The sequence below is a fragment of the Bifidobacterium sp. N4G05 genome, assembly GCF_002742445.1.
GTDB lineage: Bacteria > Actinomycetota > Actinomycetes > Actinomycetales > Bifidobacteriaceae > Bifidobacterium > Bifidobacterium hominis.
This window is the reverse complement of the sequence record NZ_NJNQ01000007.1, coordinates 16,148-40,791: the sequence shown is the minus strand read 5'-3', so window position 1 is coordinate 40,791 and position 24,644 is coordinate 16,148. Positions and strand designations below refer to the sequence as shown.

Genomic DNA, 24,644 nt, shown 5'->3' with positions numbered 1-24,644 from the left:
ATGCGGCTCTTGGCGCAATCCCTGCACAGGCCATCAGTGTGATCGTCGCGCTGGTGATGATTCGTTGTAAGCGGAAAGACATTCGTTTAAGAAAAGCTGATTTCAAGCCGAATCGCAATATGTTGGGCGACATTCTCAGCATACGGACATTCGTATATTGGCTTCATTCCCCTGCCTTACTTGGAAATCGTATCGTCAAGGTGCATAAACAGTGGGTGAGCCAGCCATGCCAAGGGCAGTGATGCCAGTGCTGAAATCAGCAGAATAAGCCAAACCGTGCAATGTGCGTGCAGCCATCCGTAAAGCATTTGCCCGAGTGGCTGGGCGCATATCGTCAACGATGAAATAATGGCCATGACCTTGCCTGTAATCGCGGTTGGCGTCCTCATCTGAATAGATGGCACGAGAATGAGGTTCAAGAAATCAACGGCGATTATGACTACCGCAGTGCAGAGCACCAGCATGATGAGCTTGGTTTGCGTTGAACATGGAAGCAGGAAGGCGATGGTCGGCGGAAGCAGCATAAGACTTTCCACAAACAACAACGAAGGGGCGTTTCGTGATTTCAAACAGTTGGCGAAACACCCAGCGATGAATGTTCCCGCTATGCCGGCAATGCCGATAATGCCATCGCATAGACCATATGTCGCCGCATCGTAGCCTAACGTAGTTCGAATAATGTAAGGAAAGCTTACTGAACTGAATCCAGTCAGTATCAGATTAATCCATGTGCAAACACCGGCTAATCGTGCTACGGTCGGCTCCTTGCGAAGCAGGAAAGCGGTCGCCGAATGCATATCGCCGATAATGACGCCGAGTAGGCAGATGCCGGCATCATCTTGATTCGATAGGGGCTTCGCGAGTCTGATGAAGCATTCAACCATGGCTGCCGACATAAGACATGCTGCGGTGATGAGCATCATCAGTCGAATGCCAATCAGCCCGTACATCACGCCACCTAGGAAACTCGGGAGTAATTGGCTGAGCTGCTGCACTTGGTTGATGATGGCCGTGCCTCGGCGAAGGTCAGTGGAGGACTCTCTTCCGATGATTTGTGGCAGTGCGGATTGTACGACGGGAGTTTCCATGGCATCGAGTACTGCCAATACTACCTGCATGATGGCGATGGCGAGAATGTTGAATCCGGATAGTGCGAAAAACACAGTCGCAAGCAGTGTGACGATTCCTGAGATGATATCGAGCGCCACCATCATGGCACGTTTGCTTACTCGGTCGGCCATAACACCTCCGAATGGGCTGATAAGTATGGTCGGAATGACGGATATGGCCAGCACGGTGGCGAAGATCGTGGATGATGCGGTTTCGTCCAGTACCCACATGGACATGGCAAATCGGAGCATGGTATTGCCGAACAAGGAAATGCCTTGACCGAGTACAAGAAGGATGAAGTTTGCGGAGCGCAAGCTGGATTGGAGCGTCGGTTCTGACGAGTTTTTTATGACTATTCCTTTCGATACCGACTGACGGTATGTAAAAAAGGTACAAATAAAAATAGATTGACATTGCCGAGCTTTTATTGCGGATTGCTGGCGAGTAGGAAGAAGCCTTCCGCAAGCCGATCTTCCATATCACTGTCGTGATCGATAAGTGGAACTCCGAGCGAGTCCATAATCAATCCAAGGCAGTGGATGCGATGCTTGAATTCACGAAGGGTAGTGATGGGGTAGAAGTTTGGGGCTAGCCAGTAATTGAACAGCAGTGAAAAAAGTTCCGCGGCTTCTTGAGGGTATTCGGTTGTGATCGAACCGTCCTTTAACCCCTCCTGGATGAAGTCGTATGCGATTTTGGTGCTGTCGGTTCGCCAGATGCGAAGATTTTCGGCGAGGATTTTCGGGTCGTTCAGCAGGGGAAATGCATCGCGCATGAGGGTCATATGTTCAGTGTCGGTAATCTGCATCATGAGCGAATTGCGTAGTTTTTGCAATCCGTTTCGCGAGCCATCCTCTTGATTTGCTTGGGGAAGAAGTCGTTCGTTGTCGGAATCTACCAGCGCATGCAGCATCGCTTCTTTGTTTTTGAAATGATGGTAGATAGCGCCTTTGCTGAGGTCTTCGAGCTCGTCGAGAATATCTTGAATCGTGGTGTGCTCATACCTCTTTTGCGCGAACAGCTTTTTCGCGGCGTCAAGGATTCGCTGTCGCGTCACCTCAGGGTGTGCATTGCGCGCCATATGCCTCTCCTTCAAAGGTGGAGTCGAATACACCAACATTATACATACCGTTGGTCGGTATGGTATGTCGGATGCCTCCCAGCTCGGTCGAAAAGTGTACCGAAAGAATCTCTGCAGATTTCTGCAAAGAAACCTGAATCCGCGTTGCCGGGGGTGCGGGATGTCTGTCTTTTCTGCGGTTAGTGCATGATTGGGCGTCCAAGGTCAACTTGAGTGAGTGACGGCTGGGTTCCCGAAGGGGAATAAGACCCTGGCTCCTATATGCCTTTTATGGCATGGGGCTTTCGGCGAAGAACGATTGCATCCGATGTGAAAAATCCCACAAATCCGGTCCACGTCCTGCTTGAGGACTCCGAAACTGTTGCCAATGCTGGAAACACGCCGTATATAGTGTTTGAGAAGACAGCGAGACACTGTATGTTGTGGTCTTGATTTTTATTTTCGTTCGGATAATGTGTGCCACGTACCAACGACGTACGGTCGTGAAAGGACGTGGAACATGAACATTACGTTATACACCAAAGCAAACTGCCCGCAATGCACGGCGACGAAACGCCAATTGGACAAACGAGGCCTTCCATATACGACTGTCGACATTACGGCCAACGCACGTATTTCCGACAGATTGCGGAACGAAGGATGGCGGCAGATGCCAGTCATCATCGCAGACGACGAATCCTGGTCCGGGTATCGTCCCGACAAAATCCACGAGCTGGAGGCTCGCTGCAGGTGAGCGCGCTGGTGTACTTCTCGTCGGCATCGGGCAATACGACACGCTTCGTTGAGGGATGCCGATTGGATGAATTCGGCATCCATGCAATGCGCATCCCGCTGCGGCCAGACGAGCCTGAACTGCATGTGAATGAGCCCTACGTCTTGCTGACACCTACATACGGCGGAGGAACAATCGACAAAGCAGTGCCCGTGCAAGTCAAACGATTCCTCAATGATGAACGCAACCGCAGTGGCATCATCGGAGTCATCGCATCGGGTAACACCAACTTCGGCGAAGCCTACGGCATCGCAGGCGACATCATCGCGGCTAAATGCCACGTACCGCTACTCTACCGGTTCGAACTGATGGGCACTCCAGAAGACACCGAGACCGTGCGCGAAGGACTGCGCAGATTTTTCGACGAATATACACAACAGGAACAACGATAACCATGCCAGAAGATTCAACGACACCACACGCAGCAACCGACGTCATAGCCTCCTACGATCGCGTCCATGACTGGCACTCGCTCAACGCGATGCTGAATCTCTACGACAAGCAGGGGCGCATCCAATTTGATAAAGACATCCAAGCCGTACGTGAGTACGTCGAAAAGCACGTGCTGCCGAACACCGTCCGCTTCAACTCCACGCAAGACAGACTCAGCCGGCTCATCGCAGACGGCTATTACGACGAATCCGTATTTGCCCAATATGATGCCGAATTCCTTGACAGGTTCTACCGCAACGTGGATGACTGCGGATTCGAATTCGATACATTCCTCGGAGCATTCAAGTTCTACCGCTCATACGCATTGAAAACCTTCGACGGCAAACAATACCTGGAGAACTTCCCTCAACGCGCGGCCGCCGTTGCGCTCGCGCTTGCCGCCGGCGACCATGCGGCCGCCGAATCGTATTTTGAAGAACTTATATCAGGGCGTTTCCAACCGGCGACGCCCACTTTCCTCAACCTCGGCAAAGCGCAGCGCGGAGAGGCAGTCAGCTGTTTTCTCATACGTATCGAAGACAACATGGAGTCCATATCGCGTGGCATCAACGCCGCATTGCAGTTGAGCAAACGAGGTGGAGGCGTCGCGCTGTTGCTTAGCAATCTGCGCGAGGCCGGCGCGCCCATCAAGCGCATCAAACACCAGTCCAGCGGCGTTGTGCCTGTGATGAAACTGCTTGAGGACTCTTTCAGCTATGCCAACCAGTTGGGCGCTAGACAGGGTGCCGGTGCGGTGTACCTCAACGCTCATCATCCGGACATCATGCATTTCCTCGATACCAAACGCGAGAATGCGGATGAGAAGATTCGCATCAAATCTTTGGCTCTTGGAGTAGTGATCCCCGATATCACATTCGAGCTGGCGAAGAGACACGAACCTATGGCCCTGTTCAGCCCATATGACGTCGAACGCGTCATGGGCAGGCCCTTTGCCGATGTTTCCATCAGCGAAAACTACCGGAATATGGTGGACGATGAACGCATCGGGAAAACCTACATCGACGCACGAGAGTTCTTCATGACTTTGGCCGAATTGCAATTCGAATCCGGATACCCGTACATGGTGTTCGAAGATACTGTGAACCGAGCCAACCCGATCGACGGACGAATCGCCATGAGCAACCTGTGCTCGGAGATCCTCCAAGTGCAGGAGCCAAGCACCTATCATGAGGATCTGTCCTACGATCACGTGGGACGTGACGTGTCCTGCAATCTTGGATCGCTCAACATCGCCAAAGCGATGGACGGTGATTTGGGACGAACTGTGGAACGTGCGATTCGCGCACTGACCTCGGTGTCGGAACATACGGACATCGCATGTGTGCCATCCATCCGACGCGCCAACGACGAAGGCCATGCCATCGGATTGGGACAGATGAACCTCCATGGATTCCTTGCCAGAGAATCGATCATGTACGGTTCGCCGGAAGCCCTCGACTTCACCGACATGTACTTCATGACCGTTGCCTACCATGCCTACCGTGCCTCGCATGATCTCGCAGTCGAACGCGGGACACGGTTTAGAGGCTTCGAACGGTCTGCCTATGCGAAGCCTGCCGGCGCGGGCAACTATTTCGACAAATACACGGACGGCGAGCGATCGCTGGTGCCGAAGACCGGAAAAGTCGCGTCGCTGTTCGCACAACGTGGCATCCATATCCCCGACGAGGATGATTGGCGGCGTCTGCGTGACGACATCATGCGTGACGGTATCTTCAACCAATATCTACAGGCCGTGCCGCCCACGGGGTCAATTTCGTACATCAATCATTCCACGAGTTCCATCCATCCTATCGCCTCGAAGATTGAGATTCGTAAGGAAGGCAAGATTGGACGGATCTACTATCCGGCTCCCTATATGACCAACGACAATCTCCAGTATTTCGCGGATGCGTACGAAATCGGATGGAAGGCCATTGTCGATACGTATGCCGAGGCAACACGGCATGTCGATCAGGGTCTGTCGTTGACCTTGTTCTTTCCCGATACGGCGACTACCCGAGATTTGAACAAGGCGCAGATTTATGCGTGGCGCAAAGGCATCAAAACGCTGTATTACATCCGCATTCGTCAGCAGGCGTTGTCTGGCACCGAAGTGCAAGGCTGCGTCAGCTGCATGTTGTGAAACTCTTGGCTTGAAAGGAAAAGGCATGTCTCGTTTGGTTTACCGCGCGATGCTTCGTCTGACGGCTCCGGACGAATACAGGCGGCTATACGGCCGCGACAATAAGACGACGATCAGAAAGGACGACCATCATGGCACCGATATCCGTACCTCGGCAGAGAATTAAGCTCATTGACCGCGTGAGCGCCATTAACTGGAACAAACTCGAGGATGATAAGGACCTTGAAGTATGGGACAGGCTGACCGGCAATTTTTGGCTGCCGGAGAAAGTGCCAGTCTCCAATGATCTGCCCGTTTGGCGCGGAATGAGCGAGGCTGAACATACGTTGACCATGCGCGTATTCACCGGCCTCACCTTGCTTGACACTATCCAGGGAACCGTTGGCGCGGTCAGCCTCATACCTGATGCGCTTACCCCGCATGAGGAAGCCGTTTATACGAACATCGCGTTCATGGAATCAGTGCACGCCAAAAGCTATTCCTCGATTTTTTCCACCTTGTGTTCCACCCGACAGATCGACGAAGCGTTCTCTTGGAGCGAAGAGAACGAGTATCTGCAAAGAAAAGCGCGCATCGTGCTCGACTATTACGAGGGGGACAGTCCACTCAAACGCAAAGTGGCCTCCACGCTGCTGGAATCGTTCCTGTTCTACTCAGGCTTCTATCTACCGATGTATTTCTCCGCGCACGCCAAACTCACCAACACCGCCGACGTGATCCGTTTGATCATCCGCGATGAAGCCGTGCATGGTTATTACATCGGATACAAATATCAAAAAGGGCTCGAGCGGGTCGGCGAGGACAAACGCAGTGAACTGCGCGACTACACCTACGACCTGCTCAACGAGTTGTATGATAACGAGGTGGAGTATACGCGCAGCCTCTACGAGCCTGTCGGATTGACGCAGGATGTCGAAAAGTTCCTGCGATACAACGGCAACAAGGCGTTGATGAATCTCGGATATCCAGCGCTTTTTCCACAAGAGATCTGCGACGTGAACCCGTCGATCCTTGCCGCGTTAAGTCCGAACGCCGATGAGAACCATGACTTCTTCTCCGGTTCGGGAAGCTCGTACGTAATGGGCAAATCAGTCGAGACCGACGACGATGACTGGGATTTCTGACTGTATCCCAGACAACCCCGAGGAAAGCAGCTACGGGAAACCGTCACGGGCGAGTTCGCGTCGGATCATCCACGCAGATATCTGCCCGTGACGCTGTCAGGACAGGCACGGACCGTTTCCGGTGTTCCCTCGCATACGATGCGACCGCCGGCCATGCCTCCGCCCGGACCCATGTCGATGAGATAATCCGCATTCGCGATTACATCAAGATCATGTTCGATTACTACAACTGTCGCCCCAGAAGCCACCAGCGAGTCGAACACGCGTAGTAATACCAGCACATCCAACGGGTGTAGCCCGATCGTCGGCTCGTCGAACACGAATACCGAACCGGACTGTCCGCGTCCCATTTCGCTGGCCAGCTTCAGCCGTTGCGCTTCGCCGCCTGATAACGCAGGAGTCGGCTCGCCAAGTGTCAGATACCCCAGGCCAAGCTCATGCAGTGTGGCCAGTTTCGATCGAACGGGGCGTAGGAAATCCAATAGAGGCATCATCTCGTCGACGCTTAGCAGCATCAATTCCGGCAGTGAACGGGCGACGCTGTCCGCGCAAACCAATCGGATGTCATCGGCGGTCTGTGCATACCGTGTCCCATGGCAATCGGGACACGTGACGTCAACATCGGGCAGGAACTGCACGTCCAACGAAATGGTACCGGTTCCATCGCAAGTGGAGCAGCGCAACTTGCCCGTATTGTATGAGAATGCGCCAGGTTTGAGATTCTTCTTATGGGCGTCGGAAGTCTTCGCAAACGCACGACGCAGATCATCGTGAACACCGCAATATGTCGCCACGGTCGAACGGATGTTTGCTCCAATGGGCGTGGCATCGATCAGTTCCACTTTCGAAATGTCATCCGCGTCAATCAGACGAATCGAGCTCGGGAAAACGGTACCATCAGCGGCCGAGCGCAACGCAGGGACCAGTGCCTCCAACACCATCGTCGTCTTACCGGAACCCGACACGCCAGACACCACAGTGAGACGTCCTCGCGGAATGTCCACCAATAACGGATGCACCGTATGCACGGTATTCGTCTCCAAATGAATCCGACCCTTGGCGAACATCGCATCTAAGTCAATCTGCGGCCGCGACCGCTCATGTATTTTGCCACCATCACGCAGAAAAGACGCTATCTGAGAACCAGATGCCGTCATGACATCCGCCACCGCACCCTGAGCGATCACATGACCACCTTCGGCACCGGCCGTTGGACCCATCTCCACCAAATGATCCATCGCGGCAAGCACACGGGTATCATGATCGACCACAACCACCGAATTGCCGTCAGCCACCAAATCGCGCATCACGCCCAACAGTCCATCCACATTCGCCGGATGCAATCCGATAGAAGGTTCATCCAGCACATACAGCACGCCTGTAGTGCGGTTACGCACCGAACGGGCCAACTGCACACGTTGGCGCTCGCCGGTGGACAGTGTCGCACCTGCGCGGTCAAGCGACAAATAGCATAATCCGAGTTCCACGAGCCGCTCGGCCGTATCCTCGAACGATTCGCAGATGGCTGTGGCCATCGCACGCATCTCCTGCGGCAATGACTTAGGTACTGAACGCACCCAACGTATCGTTTCGTCAAGTGTCATCGCCGTGGCTTGTGCCAGATCAATACCGAGAATCTGCGGTTGACGAGCCTGCTGTGAAAGCCTCGTACCGAAACAATCCGGACATGGTTGCTCGCTGAGGAATCTCGACACGCGTTTGATACCCTTCTCATCCTTGGCTTTGGCGAGCGCGTTCTCCACGGTATACACGGCGTTGAAGTACGTGAAGTCAAGTTCGGCGAAATCATTGCCTTTCTTCGGTTTGTATAGAATATGCTTCTTGACGGCCGGGCCGTTGAACACGATGTCCCGCTCGGCGTCGGTCAGCTGGTTGAATGGAATGTTCGTGCGCACTCCCATCGCGCCGCACACCTGCTTCATCAGATCCCACATCAACGATCCCCATGGTAATACTGCGCCGTCGTCGATGCTTTTGGTCTCGTCTGGCACCAGGGAAGCACGGTCGACGATTCGCACGATGCCTGTTCCGGAGCAGGTCGGGCATGCGCCGGCGGAATTGAACGACAGCTGTTCGGCGGATGGTGGGTGCATGAGTTGGTTGCAGGATGCGCATCGTATAGGTAACTCGGCCGCCACGTTCATTGTGGGATGGTTGCGTACGCCACAATGCTCGCAGACATGCGAGGCGCAACGGGAGAACAACAGACGCAGACTGTTGAGTAACTCCGTCATCGTACCGAACGTGGATCGCACGCCGGGCACTGAAGGTCTTTGATGGAGGGCGAGAGCCGCGGGCACATGACGTATGTCGACTACCTGCGCTCGACTCGCTTGGGTGAGACGTCGCCTGGTATACGTCGACAAAGCCTCCAGATAACGTCGGGATCCTTCAGCGTATAGCACACCTAAAGCGAGAGAGCTCTTTCCGGACCCGGAGATACCGGCGATGCCGACTAATTTGTTCAACGGAATGTCGACGTCGACGTTCTTGAGATTATGTACGCAGGCACCGCGCACTTCGATGCGGGACGGCGGGAAAGCTCCAGATGATTGTTCCATACCCACTACAGTACCTGTGTGGCGGAAAACACGCGGGCAGGGGAACCTTGTTCGTCATGGTATTGCTGCAATTGTGGTATCTGATCCATATATTCGACCGCAACGGAGGGGATGCCATTGTTTTTCACGGCTACCGTCAGCGTACATGAATCGGAGGGCGATGCGGTGGAATACGGGGAAATGGATTGGAAAAGGAAGGAATCATATACATATCAATGGGAAGAAGTTCGCCGGGGAACAGGACCGAAGTCTGTTCCCCGGCGCAGGGCGGCTAACAAGCGAATGCTCAGAACATCCGCATAAGGCGTTGATGGGCTCATCCGCCGTGTCAGCGTGTTGAACGATGTATCATGTCGCTCAACACGCTGATAAGGCGTTGGCGCTCTTGCCTTTCGTGGCGAGCGTCACGGCGATGATGGACGCGAGAGCGACGGCGTACAGTACGGTGATGATCGGAATCAGCGCGCTGTATCGGTGGGCCGCATCCGCCGTATGAGAGACAACGAAGGACGCCAGCTGGTTGCCGGACAATCCGGCGAACGCCCACGCGCTCAAAGCCAGTCCGTGCACGGTGGACACCGACTTCATGCCGAAGTGCTGCTCAAGCAGCACCGGCAGCGTGGAGAAGCCGCCGCCATAGCCGGCGTTGACGAGGAACAGCATCGCCACAATCAGCCATAGGGTGCCGTTGTCAATCGAATGCGTGAAGATCTGCAACGCGCACACCGCGATGGACATGATGAAAATCACCAGATATGCGGTCTCACGGCGCTTGCAGTGGTCGGACAGCGTGGAGAACCCGATACGTCCGGCAGCATTGAACACGGCATCGACGGCTAGGACGACGCTGATGCTTCCCGCGATGGCCGTGGCCAGCTGGGCCGCGTTCAGCGACGCGTACTTTGGAAGAATGGACAGCGCATCATGCAGGATGTCCTTCTCCTGGGAGATCAGTGCCAGACCGCAGGTGATGTTGAGGTAGAAGGCCAGCCAGATCGCCCAGAACACCGGCTTCTTCATGATGTCGCGACGACGGATGCGGGTCTCAGCGGAGTACACGTATCCGGCGGGGCGCTTGATCAGCGCGAATCCCAGCAGCATCATCAACGCATAGACGGCTGCGAGGATGTAGAACATGGGCGCCAGTCCGACGGTGGAGATCAGCCACTGCATGACCGGGCTTGCGATGGCCTTGGCCAGACCGAATCCCGCGACGGCGATGCCGGTGGCGAGACCCTTGTTGTCGGCGAACCACAGCATCAGGTTCTTCACCGGCGTCAGATAGCCGACGCCCAACCCGATACCCATGATTACGCCATAGAAGATGAACACGCCGGGGAGCCATCCCGCCGCGATACTGGCTCCAGTACCGGCGAACCCACAGACGAAGCAGACCGTCGAGATCAAAGCCGATTTCTTGATGTCCTTTTCGACGAAGGGTCCAAGGAAGGCGGCTGACATGCCAAGGAAGAAGATGGCAAGCGAGAAGCCCCATTCCACAATGCCTGGGGCCACATGCATCTGATCGGCGATCAGCTGTTTGAACACGCTCCAGCAGTACACGGTGCCGATTGAGATATGAATGAGCAACGCCGGAATGACGGCGCGCACCCAACGGTTTTCCCCATGTTGTTGATTGGCCATGTAATATTCGTTCCTCTCTGTTGTTTGTTCGCTCTGCGACGAACAAACAACAAGATAATGGTGGAGTATTCCATGGCCTTGAGCGTGCCGGGAGGTGACAGGAGTGGGTAAGCCGTTGATTTCATTGGATTTTCCAACAAGTGAACATTGCGTATGTTCACTTTGGGAATAAACATGAGGAAAATCTCATGTGAGTCTTGACACAGTTTTCATGGTTCACAATTCGAATGTGCGTTTGATGAAGGTGTTGACGGTGTTCCAATACAGTTCGGGATCCACGACGGATGCTTCCATATGGCGTGCGTCGGGAACCATGAGCTTTTCCCGATCGATGCTCGAGCACGCTTCGTAATTGATCTTGAGGAAACGTGAGCTCACGATGTCGTCCTGTTCGCCATGGATGAACAGCACCGGAATGACGGTATGTCTGAGCGACTGCAGACAGGTGGCTTCCGAAAAATCGTACCCTGCATAATGTTTGCAGAACAATCCCGTGGCATCCACGCATGCCGCGGCAAGCGGTTTCGGCAGATGCGACGAATGCCGAAGGTTGTCGATGAACACCATGCGTGCAGACGTGTAGCCGCTATCGACGATCGCGGACACCACATTGCGCGGCAGACGCGGGTCTCCCGTCGTCATCATTACCGTTGCCGCGCCCATCGAACCGCCATACAGCAGGATACGGGCGTCGGCGTCACTCGACACGATAAGGTCGATCCAATTCAGTAGATCATTGCGTTCAAGCCAGCCCATGCCGACGTATCGTCCCTCGCTCAGGTCTTGGGCGCGCTGCGACGGAACCAATACGGTGAATCCCATGCGGGCGTAACGATGTGCCCATTTCGCGGTTTCCTCCGGCACGCCGGTATAGCCATGCATGCAGATCGCGTACAGGTGTGGTTTCGGCGCAGTGCAATCCGGATCGAACAGCCATCCGTGCAGTCGAAGTCCATCATCGCTGGTAATCGTCACCGGCTGTTTGGCTTGCGAGAACCATTCTCCTGCTTCCTTTGCCTCACCCTGCTGAAGTTTTTCGATACGTTCCGGAGCAATCAGCGATTGATGGAAAACGGAACGTTTCCATTGCGTATCGATGCAGAAATGGAACAGATATTTCGCAGTCGCGGACAACGATGCGATACAGGCAGCCGCCACGGCTCCCGTGGCGATGCAAATATCACGAACGATCGGGTCATTGTTATGCTTCATTGCTGTCTCGATTCCTTGCGATTGACGGATTGTTCACAATTACTATCGATTGTACGTGCGTACGGCGTTTTCGTGGGCTTTGACGGATTTTTCCATTTTTGATTTGTGACGTTTTCCGATGATGTCCGTCCCTGCCGTATACTGGTTGAATGTTGTCTTGGCGAGGGAAGCGTATGGCTTCCGTTATCGACTCGGCGTGTGATTCACAACTCCTTGCAGGAGCTCTTTCCACGGCTCGTTGATGCGCCGAAACAGAATGAACGAATACAACAAGGAGAAATAGCCCATGGCTACCACCATTACCCTCGAAGGTGCTGCCCGTACCGAGTTCGGCAAGGGCGCTGCCCGCCGCATGCGCGTTGCTAACCTCATTCCGGCCACTGTGTACGCAGGCGGCGAAGAGCCGGTCTTCGTGCAGCTGCCGATGAAGGAGACCACCCTGTCCCTGCGCCACACCAACGCTCTGTTCACCATCAAGTACGGTGAAGAGACCAAGATGGCCGTCGTCAAGGACGTTCAGCGCAACCCGGTGAAGCGCATCGTCGAGCACGTTGACTTCTATGAGGTCAAGGCCGGCGAGAAGATCGACGTCGAGGTGCCGGTGTTCGTTGAGGGCACCCCGAAGGGCGCTGCCGTCGCATTCGTCGACATTCAGGAGCTCAAGGTTCGCGCTGATGTCGCTAACCTGCCGGAGAAGATCGTGGTCAACGTTGACGGCCTGACCGACGGTTCCAAGGTCTTCGCCAAGGACGTCGTGCTGCCGGAAGGCGTTGTGCTCGACGTTGAGGATCCGGAAGAGTCCGTCGTCACCGTCGAGGTGCCGGAAGACGCTGCCGGTGAGGCTGCTCCGGTCGAAGCCGCTCCGGCTGCCGACGCTGAGTGAGCTCAGCTAGCTTAAGGAAGCAAACTTCCATCTTACGGTTTTGAAAAACCGTAAAAGATGATGAAAAGCCCATGTGCTCAGACGCACATGGGCTTTTTCGTACCCCGGCAACATCCGTTCTATGAGCTGGAAGGCATACGAAACTGACGGCGAATCCTGCATTTCTTACGCAATATTGGTACAACGGGTGGATACGGGCTATACTCGCCTATACGTTCAGTGAACCCGTATGGCACTGTCGGGTGCGAGGGGAACGTTTGCGTACTGCCGGAGACGGACTGCGTGACGATCCGTTTTCCCGGCAGCCATCCTGATGCCGCACATTAATGGACTATATCGAGAATCATCATTTGACGGTGGTAGGCTTCCCACGTGAGATCACACTGATCGACAATGGTCTGACGCAGGATTCCGGCAAATACGTGACGTGCATCAGCATTCCAATCGAATAACGACTAGTATGACTGACGGTGCACGGAAACAATGCACGAGAGAGAAAGTGAGACGGTGCGGAAGAGAGAAACATTTGAATAAGCGTATTATTCGGCTTGATGTGGTGATGGTGGTATTCCTTGGCGGATGCGTCGGCACGGGACTGCGGTATGCGAGCTCGTTCATTGCGGACGTGGGCAGCTTTCACGTCGGCACATTCGCAGCCAATATGGTGGCCTGCTTCGTATATGCGGCGCTTTCCGCATGGCTGGGATCTTCCAGTCTGTTGAAAGGCTGTGCAAAAGAATACGTGAATCGTGGATTCGGCATGGGCATGTGCGGAGGCCTTTCCACCATGTCCACGCTCGCATTGGAAGAATTCATGATGATTGACGATCACGCGATTCCCAGCGTCCTCACCTATTGCTGCGCAACGTTCATTGTCGGTTTTGCGCTCGCCGACACCGGTGCCTTATGCGGTTCGTGGATGGCGGAACGAAACAAAGACGAACATGCTGACAAGGAGGCGATCCGATGAGCGCAATGCTTGCGATCGGCGTATGCGCATGCGGTGGCGCCGGCGCGGCCGCACGCTATATCTGCGATTCGTATATCAAGGCATTGTGGCGCAAAACGTTCCCGCTTTCGACGTTTGCCATCAATGTTGTGGCCGGTCTGCTTGCCGGCTTGGTGGCGGGATTGTTCGCGGCGAACATCATAAGCCCCGACTGCCGCCTACTGCTTGCAACAGGATTTCTCGGCGGTTTCTCAACGTTCTCAACTATGATGAACGAGACGGTTACGCTCCTGCGCAATGGGAAAATCGCTTGTTTCATCGGTTATGCTCTGGCTTCGATCGTCGTGCCTGTCATGGCCGTTGCGTGCGGTTACTGGCTGGCCTGAGCCAACGTAAACGTGATTCCAAAATCATGTCCCAATGCAGAGACTGGCTTAAGTCCGCGCGTAACATGCAGCTACGCTCGGGGCTATGGAAATCACGTATACCGATGAAAAGGGGTTCGCCAAAGAGCAGGTGCAGCAACTGTTCCGATCCGTCGGATGGGTGTCGGGTGAATATCCGGAACGTCTGCACAGGGCTCTGATGGGATCGTCCACCGTGTTCAGCGCATGGGACGGCGACCGCTTGGTGGGCTTGGTGCGCGTGCTTGATGACACTGAGATGGTGGCTTACACGCATTACGTGCTGGTCGATCCGGAGTATCAGGGTCATGGCATCGCAGGCCATCTGGTGGGCATGGTCAAAGAGAAATACTGCGACTACCTTTTTATATTGAAGTCATGCCGGAAGAAAGCAAGAACGCCACCTTCTATCAGAAGCACGGCTTCTCAATCATGGAAGACGGCGTGGCCATGCAGATCCGCAATCCGGGAGAACGCCGTTGAAATAGGCAACGTGCCGCCGCTTGCCGAAATTTCGATTGCCTCAAATAATTTTTCGAGATTCTTATTCTGCTTCTTGTCCAGCGTCAGATTTTTCTTAAACTGGCTGGTGCACTTTACGTCGTGTCTCTCTCATACTTCGAGGACGGATCTGAGGGTGTCTATGCTGGAATAGCTGGGAGAGGAGCGAGCGGGCTGTATCTCGCTTATATATGGCAGGTCGTGCCATTGTGCTGTTTCCGGAGTAAAGGAAGTTGATGTACCATGGCAGTTAACAGCAGTTCCCTAGGCCTCCTGACAGTGTCCAACCCTGGGAGCTCTTTTAGTCGAACGAAGCTGTGGCGGGTGCCGACAGTCGTGAGGGCAGCAACTTTTTCGCAGGATGTTTCTTCCTATCTCATATCGCGAACGCTTGTAATCGAAAGAGATTATGATGTGGGAGAGTTACTAACCAGAACCGGTGCCACAAGCGCTGGAATACCAACAACCGCGGGCCGCTTTCGGGCGGCTGCAACAAGAAGAAGTAAAGAATGACTGAACAGAATCATCACGATCCGGCAGAGCTCGACAAGCTCACCGAGAAGTTCACTGTGCTCCCGAACGAAAACCCGGCCTCCGACGCCAAGCGTGCCGAACTCATCGACAAGCCGGCATTCGGTCAGGTCTTCTCCGACAATATGGCCCACATGACTTGGACCAAGGGCGAAGGCTGGGGAGACCGTCGCATCGAGCCGTATGCGCCGCTGAAGATGGACCCGGGCGCATCCGTTCTGCACTACGCTCAGGAATGCTTCGAAGGCCTGAAGGCCTACCGTCATGCCGACGGCTCCACTTGGCTGTTCCGCCCGGATGCGAACGCCGAGCGTTTCCAGAACTCCGCCAAGCGTCTGTACCTGCCGGAACTGCCGATCGACGATTTCATCGGTTCCGTGGCCGCCCTCGTCAAGCGTGACGTGAACTGGGTTCCGACCCGCCGCGAGTACACCCTGTACATGCGTCCGTTCATGTTCGCTTCCGAGCCGTTCCTCGGCGTGCGTGCTCCGCAGGAAGTGGACTACTGCGTGATCGCATCCCCGTCCGGCCCGTACTTCCCGGGCGGCGTGAAGCCGGTCAGCATCTGGGTTGAAGACAAGTGGTTCCGCACTGGTCCTGGCGGTACTGGCTTCGCCAAGTGCGGTGGCAACTATGCCGCATCTCTGCTGGGCGAATACACCGGCATCGACCACGGCTGCGAGCAGGTCTGCTTCGTCGACGCCGCCACCAAGACCTACCTTGAGGAGCTTGGCGGCATGAACATGATGGTCGTGCACAAGGACGGCCACGTGGAGACCCCGTCTCTGACCGGCAACATTCTGCCGGGCGTGACCCGTCGCTCCCTGATTCAGCTCATCCAGGACAACGGCCACGACGTGGTCGAAACCATGATCGCTCTGGACCAGTTGCTCGAAGACATCAAGTCCGGCGAAGTCACCGAGGTGTTCGCTTGCGGTACCGCAGCCATCATCACCCCGATCGGTCGTTTCAAGTCCGAGAAGTTCGACGTGACCGTTGCCGACGGCAACTCCGGCGAATTCACCGTGAACCTGCGCAACCAGCTGCTGGGCATCCAGCTTGGCGAGATCGAGGATCCGCACAACTGGATGTGGAAGGTCTGCTGATTTTTAGCGACTGACTTATAGTTCAAAGTCCGCCGAGGGGCGGGAAACATGGTGTTCGACACACTCAAGGCCGTTCGGCCAAACCTACGGTCGAACACCATGTTTCCCGCCCCTCGGCTTATTGTGTACGATGGGAAGTCGCGAAATCCGAGAGTGAGGGAAGGGAAAAGGATGGGAAAGCATGTCGGTGGCGTTGGAGAGTAATGCCTTCTTTTGGGGGATTGAATATTTGGCGACGTTCTGCTGCGGCATGTGCGGCGGAATTGCCGCCGTGCGCAAAGGCTACGATATCTTCGCGATTCTCGTCACCACATGGCTCACCGCATTGGGCGGAGGAATCATCCGTGACGTGCTGCTGGGCATCGCGCCACCGGTAGGCGTGTCGGATAAAGGACTGGTGGTCGTTGCTCTGCTGGCTTCGGTGGCCGTCGCGGTGTGCCATCCCGAAATCAACGAGCTCAAATGGTCCATGCTGTCGTTGGACGCTCTGGCATTGGGATTGTATGCGGTCAACGGTACCAGCAAAGCCATGATGTACCACACGTCAGGCATGACCGCGGTTTTTCTCGGCATGTTCACCGCGCTTGGAGGTGGCCTGATTCGAGACATGCTCATCAACGAAGTGCCGATGGTGATTCGTGACAAACATTGGTATGCGGTTCCATCTGCCGTGGGGTGCGTACTGACGGTGCTTGTCTGCAAAGGCGTGGACGCTGGAATCGTCAGTTTTCCAGCCGAAGTGGTGCTTGATCTGCTGATCGTCGCATTGATGGTCAGCATGCGATTGGTATCGGTGATTTTCGACATTCAGCTTCCGGGAGCGTTGGTGCGTCATAATACATATCTGCCAAGTGAAGCGAAATATTTGAAACGACCGGTCATTCATTCTGATAAGGATTCCGACAAACGCAAGTGTGACAAGCGTAGGTAGCGACAGTGAGATGGTAATTAAACGGAAGACATTTGCGTAACAAAAAATCCCGCAGGAAAAACCTGCGGGATTTTCGTTAGCTGTGAGCTTCTAAAACTCAGAGAGCGTTGATGGCCACGGCAAGACCGGACTTGCGGTTAGCAGCCTGGTTCTTGTGGATCACGCCAGCGCCAGCAGCCTTGTCGAGCTTCTGAGCTGCGACCTTGTAGGCGGCTTCTGCTGCGGACTTATCGCCGGCGGCGATAGCTTCACGGGTGGCGCGAACGGCAGTCTTCAGGCTGGACTTCACGGCCACGTTGCGCTTGTGGGCCTTCTCGTTGGTGAGAACGCGCTTCTTCTGCGACTTAATGTTTGCCACTATTTCTCCAAACGACGTTTTCTATAAGGACATACAAACGATGATGATAACATGGCGCGCGGATAAATTGCCAACGGGCTTAGGAGTGTCGCGACTCACCATGCCGATACTAGCAGTTAGAATCGTTTGCGTCGAATATTTCAAGAGGAGGATGGCGTGGGCCAGCAGCATAACCAGCCCGGTTTCACCGATCAGTCGTTGATTCGCAATTTCTGCATCATCGCGCATATCGATCACGGCAAGTCCACGGTGGCAGACCGTATTCTGCAGCTCAGCGGCATCGTGCCCGAACGTGAGATGCGTGATCGTTTCCTGGATCGTATGGATATTGAGCAGGAGCGTGGCATCACCATCAAATCGCAGGCTGTGCGCGTGCCGTGGACGTTCGACGGCACCGAATATACCCTCGGCATGATCGACACTCCAGGCCACGTCGATTTCACTTATGAGGTTTCCCGCGCTCTCGCCGCATGCGAAGGCGCAGTGCTGCTTGTCGACGCGACGCAGGGCATCGAAGCGCAGACCCTGTCGAACCTGTATATGGCCATTGACCATGATCTGGCCATCATTCCTGTACTGAACAAAATCGATCTTCCCAGCGCGGAACCAGACAAACATGCCGAGGAAATCGCAGGCCTGATCGGCTGCGATCCTTCCGAAGTGCTGCGCGTGTCCGGTAAAACCGGTGAAGGCGTGACCGAACTGCTCGACCGCATTGTTGCCGACGTTCCTGCACCAACCGGCGATCCGGAAGCTCCCGCGCGTGCGCTGATCTTCGACTCCGTCTACGACTCCTATCGCGGCATCGTCACCTACATTCGTATGGTCGATGGCGAGTTGCGTTCCCGTGAGAAACTGCACATGATGGGTATTGGCATGACCCATGATCCGATTGAAATCGGCGTGATCAGCCCAGACATGATGCCTACAAAGGCGCTTGGTGCGGGTGAGGTCGGTTATGTTATCACCGGCGCGAAAGACGTCAGTCAGTCCAAGGTGGGCGACACCATCACTTCCGCGCTCAAGCCTGCGGCCGATCCGCTCGAAGGCTATCGTGACCCGCAGCCCATGGTCTACGCTGGCCTGTTCCCAATCGACAACGCGCAGTATCCGGAACTTCGTGAGGCGCTCGATAAGCTCAAGCTCAACGACGCGGCTTTGATCTACGAGCCGGAAACGTCCGTGGCGTTGGGCTTCGGTTTCCGCTGCGGCTTCCTTGGCCTGCTGCATATGGAAATCGTGACTGAACGACTGAGCCGCGAATTCGATCTCGACTTGATCTCCACCGCACCGAACGTGCCATACGAGGTCACCGCGGAAGACAATTCCGTGCATCGTGTGACCAATCCGAGCGAATTCCCCGACGGCAAGATCAAGCAGATCGTCGAACCGATGGTTGCCGCCGACATCATCACGCCGAAGGAATTCATCGGCGCTGTCATGGACCTGTGCCAGGACCATCGTGGCCAAATGGGCACCATGGAATACATTTCCGCCGACCGTGTGGAAATGCATTATCGAATTCCGCTGGCCGAAATCGTATTCGACTTCTTCGACCAGTTGAAGAGCCGCACCAAGGGTTACGCGTCGCTGGACTACCATGAGGACGGCGAACAGTCCGCCGATCTGGTGAAGGTTGACATTCTCATCCAGGGCGAGAAGGTCGATGCGTTCAGCGCCATCGTGCATAAGGATAAGGCGTATTCCTACGGTGTGATGATGACGAAGAAGCTGCGTGAGCTCATCCCTCGCCAGCAGTTCGAAATCCCGATTCAGGCCGCCATCGGCTCCCGCATCATCGCGCGCGAGAACATTCGCGCCTTGCGTAAGGACGTGCTTGCCAAGTGCTATGGCGGCGACATTTCCCGTAAGCGCAAGCTGCTCGAAAAGCAGAAGGCCGGCAAGAAACGCATGAAGATGCTCGGCCATGTCGAGGTGCCGCAGGAGGCGTTCATCGCCGCATTGTCGACCGGAGATGCCGGCAATGACCGTGATACCAAAGACAAGATTCGTGCAGCCCAGAAGACCGAAGGCTGATGTTCGAAGTCTACATTCACGTACCGTTCTGCATGCGTCGCTGTGGGTACTGTGATTTCAACACGTATACCGCCGTCGATATGGGAGCGGGCGCATCGCGCGGCAACTACGCCAACATGGTGATTCGAGAAATGTCGATCGTTCGCGATTGGCAGAGCTCGCACGGCATTGACGAACCGGAAGCGGCCACCGTCTTCTTCGGCGGTGGCACGCCCACGATTCTGAAAGCCTCGGATCTGGTGGCTATGTTGAATGCAGTGCGCGATACGTGGAGCATTGCCGAGAATGCGGAAATCACCACCGAAGCGAATCCGGACACGGTGAACGCCGATTATGTGAAGGAACTCGCGGACGGCGGCTTCAACCGTATTTCCTTCGGTATGCAGTCGGCCGTGCCAAGCGTGCTGAAAACTTTGGACCGTACCCATACCCCAGCCAATGTTGCGGCAGGGGTTGCGGCCGCGAATGCCGCAGGCATGCGATCCAGCGTCGATTTGATCTACGGCGCACCGGGGGAGAGCCTTGACGATTGGAGGACTTCCGTACGCACGGCGATTGATTTAGGCGTCAACCATATTTCGGCATATGCGTTGACAGTTGCTCCGAATACGAAAATGGGCCGTCAGATCGCTGCGGGAACATTGCCCACACCCGATGACGACGATGAGGCAACCAAATATGAGATCGCCGACGATCTGTTGGGCGCGGCCGGTCTTGAATGGTACGAGATCAGCAATTGGGCACGCCCCGGCTATGAATCGCAACATAATCTTGGCTACTGGCGCAATGTCGACTGGGCCGGACTCGGACCGGGTGCGCACAGCCATTATGGCAATGTGCTGGGTGCCGAACAGTCTGCGCCGGAGGAAAAAACCGAAACAGTCAAAACTTCGGATTTGCGCAGCTGGGATATCGCACATCCACGCATGTGGGGGCAGGCTATCAACGCCGGCGATGTGCCATGGTCGGGAAGTGAACGAATCTCCAAAGAGGAGAACCTCGAAGAAATCATCATGCTTGGTCTGCGCATGCGTGAAGGCCTTGATTTGAGCCGCCTTGGAAACACGGCTGATATGGCTCGCATCCAACCCATGGAAGACGAAGGTCTTATCGTGATCCGTGACGGACGTGTGATTCCAACCCGAACCGGACGCCTGCTCAACGACACCATCATCGAGCGTTTCTTCGACGCCTGCTCGTTGTAATGCCGATAATCCTCTGACGAATTGGTTTTAGATGGCCCATCTTGGTATGGGCGGATACAGTGTGCAGATTGAAACGGGCCTCGGATGCAGGTTGTTGCATTCGAGGCCCGATGGCATAGCGCCTCGAACGAGACTGTCGCCGGATGTTCACAATCAGCGCATCGTGAGTCCGCCATCGACATGCAATGTCTGTCCGGTGATGAAACGCGCATCCTCACCCACCAGCATCGCTACGCCCCCTGCGATGTCGTCGGCGGTGGCGAGCCGTCCCAAAGGCGTCTGTTCGATGATATGTTCGCGAATATCTTCAGTAGTGGCGCGGCTTGAATCCGTGCCTACGGTCAGACCTGCGGCGATGGCATTCACCGTGATGCCCCACGCGCCGGCTTCCTGCGCCAGCGAGCGTGTGAGCCCGATGAGTGCGCCTTTGGCGGCTATGTAGTCGTGGTAGGGGACGATGGGGCTGTCGACGAGGTTGCTGGAGATGTTGACGATACGTCCCCATGATTGGCGTCGCATGTATGGCAGTGTGGCTGTGCAGGTGTTGTAGGTGCCTTTGAGGCATCCTTCGAGTTGGATTGCATAGTCGTTCCAGTCGGTGTTGTCGAAGGTACTGCGGTTGCGCGGGTCGAACGAGTAGTGACTGAGTGCGTTGTTGATGAGGATGTCGATGCTGCCGAAAGTGTTGGCTGTGGTTTGCGTGAGTTCGTTGACTTGGTCTAGGTCGGTCACGTCTGCCTTGCATACGATGATGCGTCCTAGCGCTGTGGCGTCGTGTTCGATATGTTGCGCGGTCTGTTGCGCGCGTCCGTTGTTGCTTAGGTAGTCGATGGTCACGTTGGCGCCGAGTTGCGCGAGTCTTAGTGCGATTGCGGCGCCGATGCCTCGGCTTGCTCCGGTGACGATGGCTGTTTTGCCGGTGAGCGGTCGACTTGTGGGTTGCTGGTTCATGGGGTTTCCTTGGGATTATTCGTAGTCGATGTCGAAGGTGTCGGAATAACGGTCGGTGTTGCGTTCGATATCGACGGCTCTGACAAGATCGAGGATGTTGAATCCGCCATCGTGGTGCCATCCGGATTTCGCACGGTTCATTTCGCCGATGGGACAGATGCGATCGATGCCGTATTCGCCCACGTGCTGCGCAAGCGTGAACAGTCTGGATGAGCTGGCGGCGATCGCGCAGGTCTGCAGCCAAACGCGATATGGTTTCAACGTTGGCAGCGCGTTTTCGAGCTGGTCCACGGCGACGAGGTTGATGGTGCGGTTGAGTGGGGTCGCCAATGAGGTGAGACTGTCGGTATTGGGGAAGTAGAGTACGGTCCAGTTGGTGCCTTGCGGCGATTCGATGACGAACGGCGCCTGTAGGTTGCTTTGGGCCACGGAACCGTCTGATGCCGGTGCCGCCATGAACAGCGCCTTCATTTCGGTTTCTGAACGCGCTCTGCGTATGGCGAGCGATTCTTCATCGGAGGGGGTGGATCTTGGATATTTGTGCTGCTGCGAGTCGAGTTCGCGGGCAAGCAGTTCGGCGGTTTGCGCGGGGGAGATGGCTCCGCCTCGTTCCACGAAGATGGTTTGCGGCGCCAAACAGCTTTGTTGGTCGTAGGTGGCCACGTCCACGGCCATGCGGTGCACGGTCTGCACATGCGTGTCCGCGCGCAATGCTTCGCGGCCAATCAGTGAGAAGCCAATGCGAGCACCATAGCTGAGGAACGGTTTGCCGGCGCCGACACGTGGACGGATGGCTTCGGTGGTGTGCGAAGAACCGTAGGCGATCACGGCGTTCGCTTCGCCGATCGCCATGTCTTCAAGTTCCACAGTGCCGCCGCGCCATGGCACCACGGCCAAAGCGTCAGCAAGATCCGGATCGATTTGCGCCAAGGAGCGCGCGAAGAGCACGGGCATCAGCGGCTCGTCGAACGAGGATTTGCCGATGATCGCGCTTTTCGTCAGCAAACTCATGGTCATGCTCCACACAGGAATGCCGGGAACATTGCTGGAGAACACGTGGAACGTCAGATCCGGTCCGTACAGACGTGTGTATCCGCCGGACTTGTTCGGACGGTATTCATCCAGCATGCGCGGGCTCGACAGCTCATCGTCGAGAAAACGCAACAGCTCGCGTCTACGGAACATGCGCATGTAACGTTTCAACTCGATGCGCGTCATCGTCGGATCATAGCCGGTAATGGAGGGAATCAACGATTCGGCAAGGAGACGTCCCTCATAATCGGGATCCGTCCACAATGCCACGGCCTTACCGATAACATCCACAATGCGTTCGACGGAATATGCCGACAGTGCCTGCAGCCGATTACGACGTATCGTCCCGCACAAATCACGGATTATCTCCGCAGTGAGCACCGGATATCGTAACGTGACCTCACCATGATCGGTGATGATGTCGCGCGTTTCGAAATCCTGAAACACGAAACCGCGCGGCGCATGGAAAACATCGATGACGCTCATGCGTTCGCCGCCATCACCTCATCGACGGCGATGGAGCAGCCACGTGCCTCCGCACCCTTCGCACGACCATTGAGTTCGTAACCGGAAGCGGTGCGCACGCCAAGATCCTCCGTCAAAATCGCCAGGCAGGAATTCCAATTCGCCAAATCGTAATGCGCGATCACACCCTGCTTGCCGTTGGGAACAGGCATGAGGGTCGCCGGATCGAGAAACACGGAACGAACCCACGACGGCGTGGCCTTCAAATAATTCGACGAGCCATCCGTATAGTACGACAGCAGATTCTGATCGTAAATCTGTGAACTCAACTCCGTCATACCATACATGTTCACACAGTGCGTGCGCGCGACGCCGAACACTTCAGAAAACCTCGCATACAGGTCATCGACCGTCATATCGGTTTTTGTGCTCTTGAATCCACCGGTATCGAACACACGCGAATCCTTCGCCAACGCATAGGTCTTGCCCTGCTTGGCAAGATAGTCAAGCAGATACAGGTATGCGGACGAGGCACCCATCAGCATCACCGGCTCGCCATCGGCCACCGCCTGATTGAGGAATCTCTCCACGCCCGCGAAGTCCAAGCCATCCTCATGGAAGAAGAAGCCGCTGCCCTCACTACCGCACCGCTCCACCGCACGCGTCAGATAACGGGCCAACGAACCATTATGATTCATCTCCCAAGCGGGGGAGAGCACTGCGATGCGTATACGCTCGCGGTCCGGCATGATGAAATGACGGAACGGTCCGATCATCGAAGCGTCCCACACCTCAAGATCAGGATGATAGTTGCGTCCACGCTGGCCAGGATGCGTGGTGCCGCTGGTCATAAACACGGCCTCGCACTCCGTCTCGGGAACCGAAGTGAGCGTCAGCATCTTGAACCCATCCACCGGCATCGGTGGAATATCCATCCAGCTGGACAACGTCTGCGGAGTCACCCTGCGAGACATGCAATACGCGCGATACTGCATGTTATGAGCGTACTGAAAAGCGAAAATCTGTTGTGCGAGTGCGTCGAACGCCTCATCCGGCGCGGTTTCGCATCCGTATTTTTCGATGAACTCAAGCACATCTGCCTTGACCTGCTGCGCTTCAGTGTTTATCGGCATCGATGTCATGATGCAATGTTCCTTTCCTGTGTTGAATTTCGGTAACGGTTGGCAT

23 protein-coding genes and 1 pseudogene are annotated in these 24,644 nt (G+C 55.4%); 15 read left to right on the top strand and 9 right to left on the bottom strand.

Annotated features, from left to right (window positions below; translation table 11 throughout):
* Positions 1-176: 176 nt before the first annotated feature.
* Entirely contained in the window at positions 177-1,460 is a 1,284-nt protein-coding gene (locus CE153_RS07655; RefSeq protein WP_099595770.1) for an MFS transporter, read from the bottom strand.
* Positions 1,461-1,534: 74 nt separating this feature from the next.
* The gene (locus CE153_RS07650; protein WP_099595769.1) at positions 1,535-2,191 is read right to left on the bottom strand and encodes a TetR/AcrR family transcriptional regulator; all 657 of its coding nucleotides are present in this window, start codon (positions 2,189-2,191) and stop codon (positions 1,535-1,537) included.
* A gap of 499 nt (positions 2,192-2,690) precedes the next feature.
* On the opposite strand from CE153_RS07650, the gene nrdH reads away from it, so the two are divergent.
* Genes nrdH through nrdF form a run of 5 tightly spaced genes read left to right on the top strand, consistent with a single transcriptional unit; the run spans position 2,691 to position 6,665 of the window.
* Positions 2,691-2,924 (top strand): glutaredoxin-like protein NrdH, encoded by a 234-nt coding sequence (gene nrdH, locus CE153_RS07645; protein WP_003835061.1) that lies wholly within the window; start codon positions 2,691-2,693, stop codon positions 2,922-2,924.
* Entirely contained in the window at positions 2,921-3,355 is a 435-nt protein-coding gene (nrdI, locus tag CE153_RS07640; RefSeq protein ID WP_099595768.1) for a class Ib ribonucleoside-diphosphate reductase assembly flavoprotein NrdI, read from the top strand. The genes nrdH and nrdI overlap by 4 nt, the downstream gene beginning before the upstream one ends.
* Positions 3,356-3,357: 2 nt before the next feature.
* Positions 3,358-5,541 carry a class 1b ribonucleoside-diphosphate reductase subunit alpha gene (gene nrdE / locus CE153_RS07635; protein WP_099595767.1) on the top strand — a complete coding sequence of 728 codons (2,184 nt, stop codon included), beginning with the start codon at positions 3,358-3,360 and terminating at the stop codon, positions 5,539-5,541.
* A 25-nt stretch (positions 5,542-5,566) separates the two neighbouring features.
* Positions 5,567-5,707, top strand: coding sequence for a hypothetical protein (locus CE153_RS08885; protein ID WP_158332981.1), 141 nt, complete (start codon positions 5,567-5,569; stop codon positions 5,705-5,707).
* Positions 5,673-6,665, top strand: a complete 993-nt coding sequence (gene nrdF, locus CE153_RS07630; RefSeq protein ID WP_039197969.1) for a class 1b ribonucleoside-diphosphate reductase subunit beta — start codon at positions 5,673-5,675, stop codon at positions 6,663-6,665. The genes CE153_RS08885 and nrdF overlap by 35 nt, the downstream gene beginning before the upstream one ends.
* Before the next feature lie 65 nt (positions 6,666-6,730).
* Here nrdF and CE153_RS07625 read toward each other — a convergent pair whose 3' ends face one another.
* Positions 6,731-8,779 carry an excinuclease ABC subunit A gene (locus CE153_RS07625; RefSeq protein ID WP_236824507.1) on the bottom strand — a complete coding sequence of 683 codons (2,049 nt, stop codon included), beginning with the start codon at positions 8,777-8,779 and terminating at the stop codon, positions 6,731-6,733.
* Here CE153_RS07625 and CE153_RS09050 point away from each other — a divergent pair.
* Positions 8,778-8,963, top strand: a complete 186-nt coding sequence (locus CE153_RS09050; protein ID WP_236824506.1) for a hypothetical protein — start codon at positions 8,778-8,780, stop codon at positions 8,961-8,963. The two genes, CE153_RS07625 and CE153_RS09050, sit on opposite strands and share 2 nt — an antisense overlap.
* Positions 8,964-9,604: 641 nt before the next feature.
* Here the strand turns inward: CE153_RS09050 and CE153_RS07620 are convergent.
* Both CE153_RS07620 and CE153_RS07615 read right to left on the bottom strand, forming a co-directional pair.
* Positions 9,605-10,891, bottom strand: a complete 1,287-nt coding sequence (locus CE153_RS07620; protein ID WP_099595765.1) for an OFA family MFS transporter — start codon at positions 10,889-10,891, stop codon at positions 9,605-9,607.
* A 216-nt stretch (positions 10,892-11,107) separates the two neighbouring features.
* The gene (locus tag CE153_RS07615) at positions 11,108-12,103 is read right to left on the bottom strand and encodes an alpha/beta hydrolase (RefSeq protein WP_099595764.1); all 996 of its coding nucleotides are present in this window, start codon (positions 12,101-12,103) and stop codon (positions 11,108-11,110) included.
* 286 nt (positions 12,104-12,389) lie between these two features.
* Here CE153_RS07615 and CE153_RS07610 point away from each other — a divergent pair, with 286 nt between their 5' ends.
* From CE153_RS07610 to CE153_RS07585, 7 genes and pseudogenes are all read left to right on the top strand, one after another.
* Positions 12,390-12,986, top strand: coding sequence for a 50S ribosomal protein L25/general stress protein Ctc (locus CE153_RS07610; RefSeq protein WP_099570623.1), 597 nt, complete (start codon positions 12,390-12,392; stop codon positions 12,984-12,986).
* Positions 12,987-13,312: 326 nt separating this feature from the next.
* Positions 13,313-13,438: a hypothetical protein gene (locus tag CE153_RS09120; protein ID WP_260805437.1), complete on the top strand. Its 126-nt coding sequence runs from the start codon at positions 13,313-13,315 to the stop codon at positions 13,436-13,438.
* 8 nt (positions 13,439-13,446) lie between these two features.
* Positions 13,447-13,956 carry a FluC/FEX family fluoride channel gene (locus tag CE153_RS07605; RefSeq protein WP_180753451.1) on the top strand — a complete coding sequence of 170 codons (510 nt, stop codon included), beginning with the start codon at positions 13,447-13,449 and terminating at the stop codon, positions 13,954-13,956.
* A complete protein-coding gene (gene crcB, locus CE153_RS07600) occupies positions 13,953-14,321 on the top strand; it encodes a fluoride efflux transporter CrcB (RefSeq protein ID WP_099595763.1) in 369 nt (122 codons plus the stop codon). Before CE153_RS07605 ends, crcB begins: the two co-directional genes overlap by 4 nt.
* 85 nt (positions 14,322-14,406) lie before the next feature.
* Positions 14,407-14,822, top strand: a pseudogene (locus CE153_RS07595) (GNAT family N-acetyltransferase).
* Positions 14,823-15,349: 527 nt separating this feature from the next.
* A complete protein-coding gene (locus CE153_RS07590) occupies positions 15,350-16,477 on the top strand; it encodes a branched-chain amino acid aminotransferase (RefSeq protein WP_003835037.1) in 1,128 nt (375 codons plus the stop codon).
* A gap of 181 nt (positions 16,478-16,658) precedes the next feature.
* Positions 16,659-17,408 carry a trimeric intracellular cation channel family protein gene (locus CE153_RS07585; RefSeq protein ID WP_099595762.1) on the top strand — a complete coding sequence of 250 codons (750 nt, stop codon included), beginning with the start codon at positions 16,659-16,661 and terminating at the stop codon, positions 17,406-17,408.
* 97 nt (positions 17,409-17,505) lie between these two features.
* Here the strand turns inward: CE153_RS07585 and rpsT are convergent, their stop codons facing one another.
* Positions 17,506-17,766 carry a 30S ribosomal protein S20 gene (gene rpsT, locus CE153_RS07580; RefSeq protein ID WP_003835031.1) on the bottom strand — a complete coding sequence of 87 codons (261 nt, stop codon included), beginning with the start codon at positions 17,764-17,766 and terminating at the stop codon, positions 17,506-17,508.
* Positions 17,767-17,922: 156 nt separating this feature from the next.
* Between rpsT and lepA the strand changes: the two genes are divergently transcribed.
* On the top strand, positions 17,923-19,803 hold the full coding sequence (gene lepA / locus CE153_RS07575; protein WP_099595761.1) for a translation elongation factor 4: 1,881 nt from the start codon (positions 17,923-17,925) through the stop codon (positions 19,801-19,803).
* Positions 19,803-21,008: a radical SAM family heme chaperone HemW gene (gene hemW, locus CE153_RS07570; protein WP_099595760.1), complete on the top strand. Its 1,206-nt coding sequence runs from the start codon at positions 19,803-19,805 to the stop codon at positions 21,006-21,008. The genes lepA and hemW overlap by 1 nt, the downstream gene beginning before the upstream one ends.
* 153 nt (positions 21,009-21,161) lie before the next feature.
* Here the strand turns inward: hemW and CE153_RS07565 are convergent, their stop codons facing one another.
* Genes CE153_RS07565 through CE153_RS07555 form a run of 3 tightly spaced genes read right to left on the bottom strand, consistent with a single transcriptional unit; the run spans position 21,162 to position 24,598 of the window.
* Positions 21,162-21,959 carry an SDR family oxidoreductase gene (locus tag CE153_RS07565; protein WP_099595759.1) on the bottom strand — a complete coding sequence of 266 codons (798 nt, stop codon included), beginning with the start codon at positions 21,957-21,959 and terminating at the stop codon, positions 21,162-21,164.
* Between the two features lie 15 nt (positions 21,960-21,974).
* Positions 21,975-23,477, bottom strand: coding sequence for an acyl-CoA reductase (locus CE153_RS07560; RefSeq protein ID WP_099595758.1), 1,503 nt, complete (start codon positions 23,475-23,477; stop codon positions 21,975-21,977).
* Positions 23,474-24,598 (bottom strand): LuxE/PaaK family acyltransferase, encoded by a 1,125-nt coding sequence (locus tag CE153_RS07555; RefSeq protein WP_099595757.1) that lies wholly within the window; start codon positions 24,596-24,598, stop codon positions 23,474-23,476. The genes CE153_RS07560 and CE153_RS07555 overlap by 4 nt, the downstream gene beginning before the upstream one ends.
* Positions 24,599-24,644: the final 46 nt, after the last annotated feature.

Bases quoted from the DNA above. Each gene is read 5' to 3' on its own strand.
- CE153_RS07650 (WP_099595769.1), bottom strand. From the start codon at position 2,191: ATGGCGCGCAATGCACACCCTGAGGTGACGCGACAGCGAATCCTTGAC.
- nrdH (WP_003835061.1), top strand. From the start codon at position 2,691: ATGAACATTACGTTATACACCAAAGCAAACTGCCCGCAATGCACGGCG.
- nrdE (WP_099595767.1), top strand. From the start codon at position 3,358: ATGCCAGAAGATTCAACGACACCACACGCAGCAACCGACGTCATAGCC.
- CE153_RS08885 (WP_158332981.1), top strand. From the start codon at position 5,567: ATGTCTCGTTTGGTTTACCGCGCGATGCTTCGTCTGACGGCTCCGGAC.
- nrdF (WP_039197969.1), top strand. From the start codon at position 5,673: ATGGCACCGATATCCGTACCTCGGCAGAGAATTAAGCTCATTGACCGC.
- CE153_RS09050 (WP_236824506.1), top strand. From the start codon at position 8,778: ATGAGTTGGTTGCAGGATGCGCATCGTATAGGTAACTCGGCCGCCACG.
- CE153_RS07625 (WP_236824507.1), bottom strand. From the start codon at position 8,779: ATGCACCCACCATCCGCCGAACAGCTGTCGTTCAATTCCGCCGGCGCA.
- CE153_RS07620 (WP_099595765.1), bottom strand. From the start codon at position 10,891: ATGGCCAATCAACAACATGGGGAAAACCGTTGGGTGCGCGCCGTCATT.
- CE153_RS07615 (WP_099595764.1), bottom strand. From the start codon at position 12,103: ATGAAGCATAACAATGACCCGATCGTTCGTGATATTTGCATCGCCACG.
- CE153_RS07610 (WP_099570623.1), top strand. From the start codon at position 12,390: ATGGCTACCACCATTACCCTCGAAGGTGCTGCCCGTACCGAGTTCGGC.
- CE153_RS09120 (WP_260805437.1), top strand. From the start codon at position 13,313: ATGGACTATATCGAGAATCATCATTTGACGGTGGTAGGCTTCCCACGT.
- CE153_RS07605 (WP_180753451.1), top strand. From the start codon at position 13,447: ATGACTGACGGTGCACGGAAACAATGCACGAGAGAGAAAGTGAGACGG.
- crcB (WP_099595763.1), top strand. From the start codon at position 13,953: ATGAGCGCAATGCTTGCGATCGGCGTATGCGCATGCGGTGGCGCCGGC.
- CE153_RS07590 (WP_003835037.1), top strand. From the start codon at position 15,350: ATGACTGAACAGAATCATCACGATCCGGCAGAGCTCGACAAGCTCACC.
- CE153_RS07585 (WP_099595762.1), top strand. From the start codon at position 16,659: ATGTCGGTGGCGTTGGAGAGTAATGCCTTCTTTTGGGGGATTGAATAT.
- hemW (WP_099595760.1), top strand. From the start codon at position 19,803: ATGTTCGAAGTCTACATTCACGTACCGTTCTGCATGCGTCGCTGTGGG.
- CE153_RS07565 (WP_099595759.1), bottom strand. From the start codon at position 21,959: ATGAACCAGCAACCCACAAGTCGACCGCTCACCGGCAAAACAGCCATC.
- CE153_RS07560 (WP_099595758.1), bottom strand. From the start codon at position 23,477: ATGAGCGTCATCGATGTTTTCCATGCGCCGCGCGGTTTCGTGTTTCAG.
- CE153_RS07555 (WP_099595757.1), bottom strand. From the start codon at position 24,598: ATGACATCGATGCCGATAAACACTGAAGCGCAGCAGGTCAAGGCAGAT.